The organism is Actinoplanes sp. NPDC051388 (assembly GCF_055586225.1).
The window spans coordinates 229,395-243,551 of the sequence record NZ_JBVJIP010000014.1 but is presented as its reverse complement, the minus strand read 5'-3'; the positions used below and the strand labels follow the sequence as shown (position 1 = coordinate 243,551).

The 14,157-nt window shown below is 72.4% G+C and carries 13 protein-coding genes; 10 read left to right on the top strand and 3 right to left on the bottom strand.

Annotated elements, in window-relative coordinates; genetic code table 11:
- The first annotated feature begins 24 nt into the window (after positions 1-24).
- From ACZ6TI_RS31925 to ACZ6TI_RS31915, 3 genes are all read left to right on the top strand, one after another.
- Positions 25-606, top strand: coding sequence for a hypothetical protein (locus tag ACZ6TI_RS31925; protein WP_465348892.1), 582 nt, complete (start codon positions 25-27; stop codon positions 604-606).
- 302 nt (positions 607-908) lie between these two features.
- Positions 909-2,186, top strand: a complete 1,278-nt coding sequence (locus tag ACZ6TI_RS31920) for a signal peptidase I (protein WP_465348954.1) — start codon at positions 909-911, stop codon at positions 2,184-2,186.
- Between the two features lie 85 nt (positions 2,187-2,271).
- Positions 2,272-2,913 carry a hypothetical protein gene (locus tag ACZ6TI_RS31915; protein WP_465348891.1) on the top strand — a complete coding sequence of 214 codons (642 nt, stop codon included), beginning with the start codon at positions 2,272-2,274 and terminating at the stop codon, positions 2,911-2,913.
- Between the two features lie 57 nt (positions 2,914-2,970).
- Here the strand turns inward: ACZ6TI_RS31915 and ACZ6TI_RS31910 are convergent, their stop codons facing one another.
- Positions 2,971-4,719: a bifunctional metallophosphatase/5'-nucleotidase gene (locus tag ACZ6TI_RS31910; RefSeq protein WP_465348890.1), complete on the bottom strand. Its 1,749-nt coding sequence runs from the start codon at positions 4,717-4,719 to the stop codon at positions 2,971-2,973.
- Positions 4,720-4,816: 97 nt separating this feature from the next.
- On the opposite strand from ACZ6TI_RS31910, the gene ACZ6TI_RS31905 reads away from it, so the two are divergent.
- Genes ACZ6TI_RS31905 through ACZ6TI_RS31880 form a run of 6 tightly spaced genes read left to right on the top strand, consistent with a single transcriptional unit; the run spans position 4,817 to position 10,608 of the window.
- Entirely contained in the window at positions 4,817-5,644 is an 828-nt protein-coding gene (locus tag ACZ6TI_RS31905) for a hypothetical protein (protein ID WP_465348889.1), read from the top strand.
- Positions 5,641-6,189 carry a DUF4129 domain-containing protein gene (locus ACZ6TI_RS31900; RefSeq protein WP_465348888.1) on the top strand — a complete coding sequence of 183 codons (549 nt, stop codon included), beginning with the start codon at positions 5,641-5,643 and terminating at the stop codon, positions 6,187-6,189. Before ACZ6TI_RS31905 ends, ACZ6TI_RS31900 begins: the two co-directional genes overlap by 4 nt.
- Positions 6,186-7,481, top strand: coding sequence for a DUF4350 domain-containing protein (locus tag ACZ6TI_RS31895; protein ID WP_465348887.1), 1,296 nt, complete (start codon positions 6,186-6,188; stop codon positions 7,479-7,481). Before ACZ6TI_RS31900 ends, ACZ6TI_RS31895 begins: the two co-directional genes overlap by 4 nt.
- Positions 7,478-8,428 (top strand): AAA family ATPase, encoded by a 951-nt coding sequence (locus ACZ6TI_RS31890; protein ID WP_465348886.1) that lies wholly within the window; start codon positions 7,478-7,480, stop codon positions 8,426-8,428. Before ACZ6TI_RS31895 ends, ACZ6TI_RS31890 begins: the two co-directional genes overlap by 4 nt.
- Positions 8,428-9,747 carry a DUF58 domain-containing protein gene (locus ACZ6TI_RS31885; RefSeq protein WP_465348885.1) on the top strand — a complete coding sequence of 440 codons (1,320 nt, stop codon included), beginning with the start codon at positions 8,428-8,430 and terminating at the stop codon, positions 9,745-9,747. The genes ACZ6TI_RS31890 and ACZ6TI_RS31885 overlap by 1 nt, the downstream gene beginning before the upstream one ends.
- 51 nt (positions 9,748-9,798) lie before the next feature.
- A complete protein-coding gene (locus ACZ6TI_RS31880; protein ID WP_465348884.1) occupies positions 9,799-10,608 on the top strand; it encodes an alpha/beta fold hydrolase in 810 nt (269 codons plus the stop codon).
- Here ACZ6TI_RS31880 and ACZ6TI_RS31875 read toward each other — a convergent pair.
- A complete protein-coding gene (locus tag ACZ6TI_RS31875) occupies positions 10,605-11,597 on the bottom strand; it encodes a stage II sporulation protein M (protein ID WP_465348883.1) in 993 nt (330 codons plus the stop codon). The genes ACZ6TI_RS31880 and ACZ6TI_RS31875 overlap by 4 nt on opposite strands.
- Positions 11,598-11,633: 36 nt before the next feature.
- On the opposite strand from ACZ6TI_RS31875, the gene ACZ6TI_RS31870 reads away from it, so the two are divergent.
- The gene (locus tag ACZ6TI_RS31870) at positions 11,634-12,530 is read left to right on the top strand and encodes an RDD family protein (RefSeq protein WP_465348882.1); all 897 of its coding nucleotides are present in this window, start codon (positions 11,634-11,636) and stop codon (positions 12,528-12,530) included.
- Here the strand turns inward: ACZ6TI_RS31870 and argS are convergent.
- The gene (gene argS / locus ACZ6TI_RS31865) at positions 12,480-14,126 is read right to left on the bottom strand and encodes an arginine--tRNA ligase (protein WP_465348881.1); all 1,647 of its coding nucleotides are present in this window, start codon (positions 14,124-14,126) and stop codon (positions 12,480-12,482) included. The genes ACZ6TI_RS31870 and argS overlap by 51 nt on opposite strands.
- Positions 14,127-14,157: the final 31 nt, after the last annotated feature.

The window sequence follows — 14,157 nt, the reverse complement described above, 5'->3', positions numbered from 1 at the left end:
GGCCGGTAACTCGAGGAGAGACGCATGATGCTCAACCGGACACGGGTGGCGACGGTGCTTGGCGTGCTGCTCGGCGCCTCTCTGACCTCGACGATGGTCGTGCGGACCACCCAGGCGGTGTTCGCCGGATACGACTCGACCGGCAACACCTGGGCCACCGGTGGCGCGGAGATCACCAGCGACGGCACCGGCACGGCGGTGTTCAACAGCGCGGGCGACGGGCTGCTGGTGAACGGGCAGACGATGACCAAGTGCATCGTGGTGACGTACAAGGGTGTGACGGCGCCGGCCGCGGTGCGGCTCTATGCAAGCGCGATCAGCGGCACCCTGCCGACGTATCTCGACCTGACCGTGGAGACCAGCACCAACACCTCCTCGACCAACGGCGACTGCACCGGCTTCAGCTCCCCCACCAGCGTCTGGACCGGCACGCTGGCCAACTTCGCCTCGGCAAAGAACTCGTTCGCCAACGGCGCGGGCACCTGGGGACCTACCGTCAAGGACGAGAAGCTGACGTACCGGTTCACCGTCTCCGTGCAGAACGTGCCGCAGGCCCAGAACCAGACCGCGTCGGCCACGTTCACCTGGGAGGCCCAGACCGTTTGATCCCGGCTCGATCATGCGGACCGCAGAGCCGGCCCGCTGATCGCGGGCTCGGCGTGCTGGTGTTCGCCGCCGCCGCCACGCTTGCCTATGCCGCGTGCATGGCGGCGTCCCGGCCTCCACAGACTCGGCCTCCAAAGACCCGGCGTCCAGAGACCCGGCCTCGGAGAACCCCTGTCGCCGGGGGTCCGCACGAGCAGGTCGCCGGCACGCCTCCCCGGCCGGTGGACGGGAGTCCGTCGCGGGAGGCGGGGGCCGGGGCCGGCGTACCCTCCGGAGGAGCCGGACCACCGCGCTTGCGGTGGGTGATCGCCGAGGGTGTGCGACTCCTGCTGGTGATGTCCTTGATGGTGGTGCTCACGCTTGGTGCGTGGGTGGTCGTGCCGCTGCTGTGGGGGTGGGACGCCTACACGGTGACGTCCGGCTCGATGACTCCCCTGGTGCGCCCCGGTGACGTGGTGGTCGCCTCGGGGATCGCGCGCGGGCACACCATCCGGGTGGGCACCGTCGTGGTGATCGCGGCGCCGCGAGCGGGCGAACAACCGGTCACCCATCGTGTTGTCGAGCAGTTGCCGGACGGTCGCTATCGCACGAAGGGCGACGCCAACCGGCAGGCCGACACCCGGCTGATCGGCGGCGACCAGGTGATCGGGGCGGCCCGCATCGTGGTGCCGCTCGCCGGGCTGGTCCAGCTGCACTTCGGGCGGGCGGCGCCGATCGCCGGGCTGGTGATCATGGTGCTCAGCCTGCTGCTGCCGCTGCGCCGGCGGATCCCCGCCAAACCGGCGCTGTCGGCGGCCGTGGCCTGCGTGCTGGTCAGCAGCGCTGGGGCGGCCGGCACCTCGTGGGTGAGCTCGCGGGCGGCCTGGACCGGCACCACCACCGCGACGCAGAGCTGGGGCACGTCGCTGACCTACTACAACGCGGTGCTCGCCACCGGGCCGGTCTCCTACTGGCGGATGGGCGGCACCACCACCTCGATCCCGGACGCGATGGGCGGGGCGTCGCTGGCCGTCACCGGAACGGCCGCCTCGCTGCGGAGCGGCGGGCTGCGCGGCGACACCGACCAGTCCACGCACTTCACGCACACGTCGTCCACCACCTCGACGGTGGCGACGGTGAGCAACGCGGCGCACCGGTTCAGCACGCCGTTCACGGTCGGCGCGTGGACCAACGGCCTGGGCGGCTCCTTCTACCGCCTGGTGTTCAAGGGCAGCGCCGGCACCGGCGACATCAACTACCTGCTCGCCTGGGGCAGCACCGGCAACTACATGCGGTTCCTGGTGGACACCGCGGTCGGGACGCGGCTGACCGCGGGGTCGGCGACCAAGTCCGTCTGGCCCAAGGACGGCGCGTGGCGGTTCGTGGTGGGGGTGTGGGACGGCGGCTACGCGCGGCTCTACATCAACGGGGTCGAGGTGGACACCGTGAACGTGGGCACGGTCGGCGGCTCGAACAATCCGCTGACCGTGTCCGAGGGCAGCGCCAGCGGCATGGAGGGCGACGTCGACGAGGTCGCGGTCTGGGGCAAAGCACTCAGCGCGGCCGACATCCTCAACCTCTACAAGATCGGCAAGAAGTAGCGCTCAGGTCCCACCGCGCGCCGCCGATGTTGAGGCCACTCAGGTACGACGTTGCTCCCGACCAGCAACCGGAGAGGCCCCCCGAATGACCACTCAACTCCCCTACCAGCAGCAGCAACCGCCCCCACCGGCATACTCCACCGCGCCGCCGTGGGCGACTCCGCAGGCCCCCGCCACCGTTCCGGACGAGGCCCCGGCCTGGCCCTACGGCGAACGGTCGACCCCGCACGGCGGCCTGCTGGTGCCGTTCCCGGAGGAGATGCAGAACGCCGCCCGCCCGCAGCCGCCGGCCTGGTGGCCGGTGGTGATCTGGACGTTCTTCTTCGGCATCCTGGCGCTCATCTCGGTGGTGAAGCGTGCCAACATGGCCCAGCGCGGCCGCAACAGCGCGGCGCCCTACTGGATCGCGTGGGGCGTGACGATGGTGCTGGCCACGGTGCTGGGCAGCATGGTCGTGTCCGTCGGCGTCCCGGCCTACCTGAATTTCCGCGAGGGCGCGCTCACCAAGCAGTTGCAGGGGAACATCGTCGAGGACGGCAACCTGATGAACACCATGCAGGTCAAGGCGACCTCGGCGAAGTGCGAGCCGGTGGGGCCGCGGGACGTCGCCGGTGAGCGGGCGTACGACTGTGTGCTGCAGCTGGACGATGGGCGTACCGGGACGCTGGCGGTGATCGCGGACGGCGACGGCAAGTGGTCGGCCGTGATCCCCACGAAGAAGAAGTAACCGACAGGCTCGCGGCGCACCCCTCCGGCGGGGAGGGGGTGCGCCGCGTTTTGTCGTCTAAGCCGGGAAAACCGGTTCGCCGGCCCGGACCAGCCGCCAGTTCGGCACGAAGAAGTCGGCCGGGTTGATCTCTCCCTGGGCCTGGGCCCAGTCGATCAGCAGCTGCCGGATCTCCTGCTGGGCGTTGTAGACCTGGGTCTTCACGATGCCCGGGAAGTTGCCGCCGCCCGACCTGCGGTAGTTGTTGACCGCGACGACGAATCGGGCATCTGCCTGGATCTCGATCATGATGCGGTCACCGACCGGCCTGCTGATGTCGATGTCGTAATCGATGCCCGAGATCACGTCGTAGTTGTAGTCCGGCACGGCCGGGTCGCTGATCGTGGCCGGGTCCACCGGCGCGCCCGGGGCGAGCGTGCGGAAGTACTTCGCCGAATACTCCAGATAGGCCTTCACCTCGGCGCCGGTGAGCACCACCGCTTCCAGGGTGTTGTCGTAGATGTAGAGGCCGGCCACGTCCTTGATCTTCACGTCGCCCTGCGGGAAGACCGCGGTGCGGCTGAACGGCGCGGCGATGGAGAGCACCGGCAGGTCCGCATATTCCGTGCCGGCCAGGGCGGCGGTCACCGTGTCGGTCTGCACCCGGTTGATGTAGTCCAGGATCGGCGTGTCCTTGTAACGCGACTCGGCGGCGGACAGCTCCACGGTGGATCGGGCGACGACCTGGTTCACGTAGGCGACCGTCGTGGCGTGCTGGCGGCGCACCGCGCGGAGCACGTCCGGGTCCTCGGTGACCGTGTTGGTGTTCAGGGTGGCCGACTTCTTGGCCGCGACCACCCACTTGCCGCGCTCGCGGGCCAGCGTGAAGTCCATCCGGGTGAGCCGCTGACCCCAGCGGGACGGCTCGGAGAGCAACACCTGATCGCCGGTCTCGGCGTTGGTGACGAAGCGCTGCGCCACCTCGGCGTGCGCGTGGCCGAACAGGATCGCGTCGATGCCCGGCACCTGCTCGGCGATCAGCGCGCTGGGGTTCTCGTTGGGCAGCTCCGGGCCATAGCTGGAGGTGCCGCTGTCCCCGCCGTGCGCCGAGATGATCACCAGGTCGGCGCCGTTGCGCCGCATGATCGGCACGAACTTCGCCGCGGTCGCGACCAGATCCTCGAAGCGCAGCAGCCCCTCGACGTTGGCCCGATCCCAGATCGCGGTGCCCGGGTTGGTCAACCCGAGAATGCCGACTCGCAGGGTTTTGCCGCCCACGGTCAGCTTCTTGATCACGTACGGCCGGAAGGCCGGCCGTCCGGTGGCCACGTTCACGGCGTTCGCGGCGAGCGCCGGGAAGCCGAGCTGGCGGATCCAGAGGTTGAGCAGCGGCAGGCCGTAGTTGAACTCGTGGTTGCCCAGGGTCACCGCGTCGTAGTGCAGCACGTTCATGGCCTTGGCCATCGGGTGCTTCTCGCCGGTCTCGGTGATCGGCTCCTGCTTCGCGTAATAGGTGGCCAGCGGGGTGCCCTGAATCGTGTCGCCGGCGTCGAGCACCAGCGTGGTGATGCCCTTCTCCTCGCGGATCTGGTTGATCAGGGCGGCCAGCTTGGCCACCCCGACGTCGTTGTGGGCGCTGTCATCGTATTCGGCGTCCTTGTAGTAGTCCCAGTTGTAGACGTTGCCGTGGGTGTCGGAGGTGCCGAGCACGGTGAGCTGATAGGTCTTCGACCCGGCCGCGGCGGCGGGGCCCTCGAAGGCGAGCGGCGCGGCGGCGCCGGCTGCCGAAGCAGCCAGCACGGTGCGCCGGGACAGTCCGGAGGTCATCGCCGCACCATATCTTTCGATGCATCGATGAGCGAGGTCAGACGGCATCCGCGTGCTCGGCACGGGCGGGATGACCCGGTCGAATAGGATTCGGCGCATGTCTGCGCAGCCGGAGCTTCCGCTGCGCCCGATGACGCTCGGCGAGCTGCTGGACGCGGCGATGGCGCTGCTGCGACGCCGGGCGTTGCCGCTGCTCGCCGCGTCCGCGGTGCTCGCCTCGGCGGAGCAGGTCGCGCTCGCGCCGCTGCGGGCCTGGGGCAACATGACCCCGCCCTGGTACGGCCCGACCGAGGCCGAGCTCTTCGAGTGGTGGACCACCGTGGCCGTCGGGTTCGGGTTCGAGCTGACCATCCTGACCCTGCTCGGCGCCTATGCGGGGGCCGCCGCCGGGCCCGCGCTGCTCGGGCGCGCCGTGCGGCATCGCGCGCTGTGGCGGCAGACCCGTCCGCTGCCGGCCGTCGGGCTCGCGCTGCTCCTCGGGCTGGTCGGCGCCGCCGCCGCGGTGCTCGCCGTGCTGCCCTGGGTGGCGGTGTTCGGGTTCTTCGCGATGACCGGCGCGGCGCTGACCAACGACCGGGCGCGCAATCCGCTCGGGCGGTCCGCGGCGCTCGCCGGGCGCGGTCTCGCGCGTGGCTTCTGGGTCCTGGTGGTGGCATATCTGACCTGGTGCGCGGTGCGGTTCGCGCTGGGCGCCGGCTGGACCCAGCTGGTCGCGCAGATCACCGGCGCCGAGCCGGACGGGCAGTCCTGGCTGGTGCCGATCGCGCGGGCGCTGGCCAACACGGTGGCCTACGCGGCGCTGGCCTGCCTCACCGCGGTGCTGCTGCTGGACGTGCGGGTGCGCACCGAGGGCCTGGACATCCTGATCAGCCGCACCCGCAGCCGGGGCGGCGACCCCGATGCGATGTTGGCACATCGGCCATGACCCGGGCCTGGGACGAGTTCATGGCCGGCGTCTTCGACGTCGTGCCGCCCGGCGTGCTGCTGCTCATCCTGCTCGGCGCCGCGGCGCTGGTCGGCGGCCTCTGGTACTGGTGGCCGGCCTGGGTGCCGCGCCGGTGGCCGCGGCTGCCGCGGTTCAAGCGGCGGCGCAAGGACAAGAAGGACAAGGCGCCGAAGACCGACGCGGTGATCACCGCGGCCGAGCCGGAGGAGGCCGCGCCGGTGCCGGTCGGCGACCTCTCGCTGGCCGACCGGCTGGCCGCCGAGGGGCGCTACGCCGAGGCGATCCGCCAGCGGCTCCGGGTCACGCTGGGTGAGCTGGTCGCCGCGCGGCTGGTGCCGCCGCAGCCGGGCTGGACCGCCGCCGAGCTGGCCGGCATCGCGGGTGGGCAGCGGCCGACGGTGGCCGCGCCGCTGGGCGGTGCCACCGAGCTCTTCTCCGAGATCTGGTACGGCGACCGCCCCGCCGAGCAGACCCACGACCAGCACATGCGCGTGTTGACCGACCAGGTGCGGGCGGCGCTGTGAAGAAGTGGATCAAGGCTGTCCTGCCGATGGGTGTCGTGCTGACCGCGGTGAGCGCCACGCTGGTCGTGCACTCGATCGAGAAGCCCGACCCGTCGCGACCGTCCTTCCTCTCCCCTGCCAGCACCGCGCAGGACGGCGCCGCCGACCTGGCCGAGCAGCTGTCCAGTGCCGGGATCGCGGTGGACCGGCGCACCCGCACCCCGGAGGCGATCGCCGCGGCCACCTCCGCGCCCGGCTCGACGATCTTCGTGCCGGCGCCCGAGATGATCCATCCGGAATACCTGCGCGACCTGCGCAGCATCCCGCCTTCGGTGCGGATCGTGCTGGTCACGCCGACGATCGGGGTGCTCACCCGGCTGGGCGCGGTGGTGCCGATGGCCGGGCCGCGCTGGACCGCGGCGGCCCCCGACCCGGGCTGCGGCGAGGAGTTCGCCACCCGGCCGGCGGCGGTCGGGCGGTGGCAGTACCACGGCGACGACGGCATGACGTTCAGCTGCTACGCCGGGTCGGTGGTCGAGCTCGACCGCGCCGGCGGGCCGCCGTTCACGCTGGTCGGCGCCTCCGACCCGTTCCGCAACGACCGGCTCGGCGAGTGGGGCAACGCCACCTTCGCGACCCGCCTGCTCTCCCGGGGGCAGCGGGTGGTCTGGCTGGATCTGCACGAGCGGGAGCAGCCACCGGCGGTCGACCCGGCGCTGGAGGGCGAGCCGGAGCCGGGCAGCGAGCCGGAGCCCGACCCGGACGCGGACCGCGACTACCCGGACAGCGGCGACGGCCCGGCCGAGCCCCGGGAGGACGGTCCCGGACAGCAGGAGCCGCAGAGCGGTGGCCGGCCGGACGACGGCAACGCGCTCGCCGAGGCGTTCCCGGCGGCCTTCTGGGCCACCCTGCTGCTGCTCGCGCTGGCGCTGCTCGCGCTGGCCCTGGCGTCCGCGCGCCGGCTGGGGGCGCCGGTCCCGGAACCGCTGCCGGCCCGGGTGCGCGCGGCGGAGACCGTACACGGGCTCGGTGGTCTCTATCGGCGGGCGCGGGCGCGCGACGCCTCGCTGGCCACCGTGCAGGCCGCGGCCGTGCGCAGGCTGGCCGTGCACTTCGGGCTGCCGCCCGAGAGCGATGTGGACGTGGTGTCGGAACACGTGGCCGAGCATCTGGGCGAGCCGACGCACGAGGTGCGCGCGCTGCTCGGCGGCGGGGTCGAGGACACCGACGAGGACCTGGCCGAGAAGGCCGCGGCCGTGCAGCGGCTGGTACGCCATGTGATCGGCGAACAGAACGAGGGGAATCAGTTGTGACGTCTTCCGTGGACGCGCTGGGCCGGCTGCGGGCCGAGGTCGGCAAGGCGGTGGTGGGCCAGGACGCCGTGGTCGGCGGGGTGGTCATCGCGCTGCTCTGCGGCGGGCACGTGCTGCTCGAAGGTGTGCCGGGGGTAGCCAAGACGCTGCTCGTGCGCACCCTGGCGACCGCGCTCGACCTGGACACCAAGCGGGTGCAGTTCACCCCCGACCTGATGCCCGGCGACGTGACCGGCTCGCTGGTCTACGACGCCCGGACCGCGGCCTTCAACTTCCGGCCCGGGCCGATCTTCACCAACCTGCTGCTCGCCGACGAGATCAACCGGACGCCGCCGAAGACGCAGGCGGCGCTGCTCGAGGCGATGGAGGAGCGCACGGTCAGCGTGGACGGCGTGCCGCGGCGGCTGCCCGAGCCGTTCATCGTGGCGGCCACCCAGAACCCGATCGAGTACGAGGGCACCTATCCGCTGCCCGAGGCGCAGCTGGACCGGTTCCTGCTGAAGCTGTCCGTGCCGCTGCCCGAGCGCCACGACGAGCTGAACGTGCTGCGCGCCCACCACCACGGCTTCGACCCGCGGGATCTGAAGGCGGCCGGGGTGAGCCCGGTGGCGACCGCCGAGGATCTGGCCGAGGGCCGGGCCGCGGTGCGCCGGGTTGGCCTGACCGATCCGGTGCTGGAATACATCGTGGACCTGGTGCGTGCCACCCGGGTGGCGCCGTCGCTCGAGCTGGGCGCGTCGCCGCGCGGCGCCACCGCGCTGCTGGCGGTGTCCAAGGCGCGGGCCTGGCTGAGCGGCCGCGACTACGTGACGCCCGATGACGTGAAGGCGTTCGCGCTGCCCACGCTGCGGCACCGGGTGCGGCTGCGCGCCGAGGCGGAGCTGGACGGCATCACGGTGGACTCGGTGCTGCGCCAGGTGCTCTCCGCCGTGCCGTCGCCGCGCTGATGGTCACCCGGCGCTTCGCGCTGCTGCTGGCGGTGGGCGCGGTGCTGCCCGCGGTGCTGCCGTGGCCGTGGCTCGCGGCGATCGTGGTGCTGCTCGGACTGGCCGCGATCACGGTCGGCGACCTGGTCGTCGCCGGGCCGCTGACCGGGGTGGCGCTGCGCCGCGAGGGTGACACCACGGTGTGGCTGGGCGGCACGGCGACGGTCACGCTGGGCGTCGCGAACACCTCGCCGCGACTGCTGCGGCTGTCCCTTCGGGACACCTGGGTGCCGTCCGCCGGTTCGGCCCACGAGGAGCACCGGCTGACGTTGGATCCGGGTACGGAGGACACGATCGCGACCGTCCTCACCCCCACCCGGCACGGCGATCGCCCGTCGGTGCGCGTGACGCTGCGGTCGTACGGTCCGCTGCGCCTCGCGTATCGCCAGCGCCGGGCGGCCTGGAACGACGAGCACACGCCGCCCTGGGTGTTGCGTGTCCTGCCACCCTTCCCGTCCCGCCGCCTGCTCCCGGAAAAGCTGGCCAAGCTGCGGGTGTTCGACGGCGCCGTGGTCACCCGCGGGCGCGGCCAGGGCACCGAGTTCGACAACCTGCGCGAATACGTGATCGGCGACGACGTCCGCTCGATCGACTGGCGGGCCAGCGCCCGTGCCCAGGACGTGGTGGTGCGCACCTGGCGGCCGGAACGCGACCGCCGGGTGCTCTGCCTGCTGGACACCGGGCGCACCTCGGCGGCCCGGATCGGCGACGAGCCCCGGCTGGACGCGGCGATCGACGCCGCGCTGCTGCTGTCCGTGCTGGCCACCCGCGCCGACGACCGGGTCGACCTGCTGGCCGCGGACACCGCGATCCGGGCCAAGGTGGAGGGCGGCGGCCACCGCACCAAGCTGACCCGGCTGATCTCGGCCATGGCGGCGCTCGAGCCGGCCCTGGTGGAGACCGACTTCCAGCTGGCGGTGGCGGAGCTGCTGCGCCGCGACCACAAGCGCGCGCTGGTGGTGATCTTCACGGCGCTGGACGCGGCGCCGATCATCGAGGGCCTGCTGCCGATGCTGCACCGGCTGACCACCCGGCACCGGGTGGTGGTGGCCAGCGTCCGCGACCCCGAGACGGCTCGTCTGGCGGTGCTGCCGGAGGCCGGCGCGACGGCCGACGACGTGCACGTGGCGGCCGCCGCCGAGCTGGCGCTGGCCGAGCGCGACCGGGTGCGCGCGGTGCTCACCCAGCTCGGCGTGATCGTGGTGGACGAGACCCGCGACCTCTTCGCTTCCAAGGTCGCCGACGTCTATCTGATGTTGAAAGCAGCCGGCCGCCTGTAAGCCTTCTCAAGAAACGCGATGATTTCGCGCGGCGGCGCCGGTCCTACCAACATGACGAAGACCGACATCCTCTCTGTTCCGGACGCTGATCTCTACTACGAGCTGCGCGGCGACGGCCCGCTGATCGTGCTGGCCGCGGCGCCGATGGACGCCGGCGCGTTCGCGCCGCTGGCCGATTTGCTGGCCGTCGACCACACCGTGCTGACCACCGACCCGCGCGGCATCAACCGCAGTTCGGTGCGCGACCGTTCGGCGCCGTCGACCCCGCGCCAGCGCGCCGGCGACCTGGCCCGCCTGATCGAGCACACCGGCCGCGGTCCGGCGGCGCTGGTGCTGGGCTCCAGCGGCGGCGCGGTCAGCGTGCTCGCGCTCGCCGAGGAGCACCCGGCGAGCGCCGCGATCTTCGTGCCGCACGAGCCGCCCCTGCTGGAGGTGCTGCCGGACCGCGACGAGCTGTGGGCCGGCACCGAGGACATGCTGGCCACCTTCGAGACCGGCGACCGGCTCGCGACCTTCCGCAAGTTCATGCGGGTCGCGAACCTGGAGCTGCCGGCCGAGGTGGTGCAGATGATGGCGGGCGGCGTGCCGACCCCGCAGGAGGCCGCCGACGAGGCGTTCCAATACCGGAACATGTATCGCGGCACGGTCGGCTTCCGGCCGGACGTCGCGAAGCTGCGGGCCACGCGGGTGCTGGTCGGCCTGGGCGAGGACTCGGCCGGCGAGCTCTGCGACCGTGCCTGCCGGGTGCTGGCGACCATGCTCGGCACCGAGCCGACGATGTTCCCGGGCGGCCACGTCGGCTTCGCCCAGGACCCGGCCGCGTTCGAGGCCCGGCTGCGGAAGGTGCTGGCGGAGGGTTAGCGCTGGGGCAGCTCGGCCGGGGCGATGTCGTCCAGGTCGGCGGTCGACTGGCGGCGGTGGGCCGCGGCGCCGAGGCCCAGGGCGTACGCCAGGAAGGCGAGCCAGACCATCGCGCCCAGCGCGATCCGGACCGCCGCCGGGAGCGGTGACGGCGTCACGTAGGCCTCGACCAGCCCGGCCACCAGCAGCACCAGTACCAGGCCGAGCGCGACCAGCATGCCGCTGCGGGCGCGCTCGGCCAGGGCCTGCCCGCGGGTGCGGTGCGGGCCCGGCGCGATCCACGCCCAGCCGATCCGCAGGCCCACGCCGGCGCCGACGAAGACGCTGGTCAGCTCGAGCAGGCCGTGCGGCGCGATGTAGATCAGGAAGATGTCGCCGGCGCCCGCGCCGACCATCACGCCACCGGTCACGCCGATGCTGAGCAGGTTGGTCGCGAGCAGATAGAAGACCGGCACGATGAGTACGCCGGACGCCAGGCATTGCGCGGTGAGCAGGGCGTTGTTGGTCCACACCTGGGCGGCGAAGTTCTGCGCGCGGAACTCGCTGTAGTAGTTGACGAAGTCGGTGGCGACCAGGCGGTCGATGTCCTGCTGGGACATGAACAGGCCGGCCACGTCCGGGTTCGCCGCGACATATTGGATCATCGCGGTGGCCAGCACGACGCAGGTCACGCCGACCGAGATCCACCACCAGCGGGTGCGATAGAGCTCGCCGGGCAGGGACGTGGTGAAGAACCGGCCGATCGGCGCCCAGGAGAATCTGCGGCTGCCGGTGATCGCGGCGCGGGCCCCGAGCACCAGCCGGGACAGGCCGGCCACCAGCACCGGATCGGGCGAGCGGCTGCGGATCACCGAGAGATGCGTGGCGGCCCGCTGATAGAGCAACACCAGCTCGTCCGCCTCGTCGGGCTTGAGCCGGCGCTTGCGGGTCAGCGCCTCCAGGCGGTTCCACTCCCCGCGGCGCTCGGCGACATATGCGTCGAGGTCCACCGGCGCAGCGTAGCGGGCGTCGTGTTGACTACGTGTGTGGAGAAGGGGTCGGATCGCCTCGTCAACGGTGAAGCCGTCGAGGTTGATGTCCGTTATGCCCGGCTCGGTTCGCGGGCGCTGGCCCTGGTGCTGGACATCGCCGTGCAACTGGTGCTGGGCTTCTTCCTCTTCATCGTGGTGCTCACGCTGCTGCCCCTGGCGCTGGGCGACCTGGTCGACGACGCGCTGCTGCAGACCGTCTCGGTGCTGGTGCTGGTGGCCGTGTTCATCGCCTATCCGACCACGATGGAGACCCTGACCAACGGTCGCAGCCTGGGCAAGCGGGCGCTGGGGCTGCGGGTGGTGCGCGAGGACGGCGGCCCGATCCGGGTGCGCCACGCGCTGACCCGCACGCTGGTCGGCGTCGCCGTGGAGTGGCCGGGCCTGATCATGCCGCTGGTCACCTGGGTGGTCAGCATGCTCACGATGACCCTGCATCCGCGCGGCCGCCGGCTCGGCGACCTGGCCGCGGGCACCTTCGTCATCCACGAGCGGTCGGCCGCCGAGTGGGGCTGGATGCCGGCCATGCCGCCGCCGCTGCGCGGGTGGGCGGCCACCGCCGACCTCAGCTCGGTCGACGACGACCTGGCCCTGGCCGCCCGGCACTTCCTGTCGCGTCAGCGGGACATCCGGCAGCCGCACCACGAGCGGTTCGCGCAGGGGCTGGCCGCCGAGATGATCGAGCGGATCCCGCAGCACCCGCCACTGGGCACGCCGCCGCTGGCCCTGCTCGCCGCGGTGCTGGCCGAGCGGCGGCGGCGCGCGGGCGGCCAGGTGCTGACCACCCGCGCGCTGACCGAGCGGATCTGGCCGGGCTTCGGCCGGATCGACCGGTTCACCCGCTCACAGTCGCTCGGGAGTGCCGATGCCGAGCAGACCCAGCCCCTGCCGTAGCGTCGCCGCGGTCCGCGCGCACAGCGCCAGCCGGCTCTCCCGCACGCCGGGCGGCGCCTTGAGCACCGGGCAGTGCTCGTAGAACGTGGAGAACGCGCCGGCCACCGCGTGCAGATAGCCGGCCAGCCGGTGGAACTCGAGCGACTCCGCGACGCCGGCCAGCAGCGGCTCGAAGGCGAGCAGTTCCAGCGCGAGGGCCCGCTCGCGCGGATCGGTGAGCGTGACCGGGCCGGGCCGCGCCTCGTCCCCGGCCCGCTCGAAGATCGACCGGATCCGGGCGTGCGCGTACTGCAGATAGGGCCCGGTGTTGCCGGTCAGCGCGAGCATCCGGTCCCAGTCGAAGGTGTAGTCGTTGAGCCGGTCGCCGGACAGGTCGAAGTACTTGATCGCGCCGATCCCGACGGTCCGGGCCACGCCGGGCGGGCCGGGCAGCTCGGCGGCCCGGGACTCCGCCTCGTCGAGCAGGTCGGCGAGGCGCACGGTGCCGCCGGCCCGGGTCTTGAACGCCTTGCCGTCGGCGCCCAGGATCGAACCGAAGCCGACGTGTTCGACCTGGACGTCGTCCGGGATCCAGCCGGCCTCCCGGGCGACCGCGAAGACCATCTGGAAGTGTGTGCGCTGCGGTGAGCCGACGACGTAGAGCAGCCGGTCAGCGCCGAGCACCCCGACCCGATGCCGGACGGCGGCCAGGTCGGTGGCCGCGTACCCGAAACCGCCGTCGCTCTTGCGCACGATCAGCGGAAGCTCCTCGCCGGCCCGGCCGGTGAAGCCCGCCGGGAACGCGCACAGCGCGCCGTCGCTGACCCGGAGCAGACCGGCGGCGGTCAGGTCGTCGACGACTCCGGGAAGCAGGTCGTTGTAGAAGCTCTCCCCCACGAAGTCGTCCGCGGTCAACGTGACGCCGAGCCGGTCGTAGACGTCGAGGAAGTAGCTCTCGGACCGGGCGACCAGCCGCCGCCACACCGCGAGGGTCTGCTCGTCGCCGCTCTGCAGGGCGACCACCCGCAGCCGCGCCCGGGTGCGGAAGTCGTCGTCGGAGTCGAACCGGGCCCGGGCGGCCTGATAGAACGCGGTCAGGTCGTCGTCGCCGGCTCCCGTCTCGAGCAGGTGCTCGACCAGCATGCCGAACTGGGTGCCCCAGTCACCGAGGTGGTTCGCCCGCCGCACGTCGTGGCCGAGCGCCTCGAGCAGCCGGGCCGCGGCGTCGCCGATGAACGTCGACCGCAGGTGCCCGATGTGCATCTCCTTGGCCACGTTCGGCGCGGAGTAGTCGATCACCACGGTCTGCGGCTTGGCCGCGCGCGGCAGCTCCGGCGGCCGGGCGACCAGGTCGGCCAGCAGCGCATCGTCGACGGTCAGGTTGAGGAAGCCCGGGCCGGAGACGGCGGCCGTCGCGAGGCCGGACAGGTCGGCCCGGGCGGCGACGTCGGCCGCGATCTCCCGCGGCGGGCGGCCCAGCTCGCGGGCCAGCTGCAGGGCGGCGCCGCTCTGGAAATCGGCGTGCTGGGAACGCCGCACCAGGGGATCGACGGGATGCCCGGCGACCGCGGCGAAGGCGGACGCGAGCCGGTCCTCGAGCTGTGCTTCAAGATGCATGACGACCTCGGAAGGATCGGGCGAGCCGTCA

What these genes read in the sequence shown, in the direction of transcription:
- ACZ6TI_RS31925 (WP_465348892.1), top strand. Translation starts at nt 25, where the DNA reads ATGATGCTCAACCGGACACGGGTGGCGACGGTGCTTGGCGTGCTGCTC.
- ACZ6TI_RS31915 (WP_465348891.1), top strand. Translation starts at nt 2,272, where the DNA reads ATGACCACTCAACTCCCCTACCAGCAGCAGCAACCGCCCCCACCGGCA.
- ACZ6TI_RS31910 (WP_465348890.1), bottom strand. Translation starts at nt 4,719, where the DNA reads ATGACCTCCGGACTGTCCCGGCGCACCGTGCTGGCTGCTTCGGCAGCC.
- ACZ6TI_RS31905 (WP_465348889.1), top strand. Translation starts at nt 4,817, where the DNA reads ATGTCTGCGCAGCCGGAGCTTCCGCTGCGCCCGATGACGCTCGGCGAG.
- ACZ6TI_RS31900 (WP_465348888.1), top strand. Translation starts at nt 5,641, where the DNA reads ATGACCCGGGCCTGGGACGAGTTCATGGCCGGCGTCTTCGACGTCGTG.
- ACZ6TI_RS31885 (WP_465348885.1), top strand. Translation starts at nt 8,428, where the DNA reads ATGGTCACCCGGCGCTTCGCGCTGCTGCTGGCGGTGGGCGCGGTGCTG.
- ACZ6TI_RS31880 (WP_465348884.1), top strand. Translation starts at nt 9,799, where the DNA reads ATGACGAAGACCGACATCCTCTCTGTTCCGGACGCTGATCTCTACTAC.
- argS (WP_465348881.1), bottom strand. Translation starts at nt 14,126, where the DNA reads ATGCATCTTGAAGCACAGCTCGAGGACCGGCTCGCGTCCGCCTTCGCC.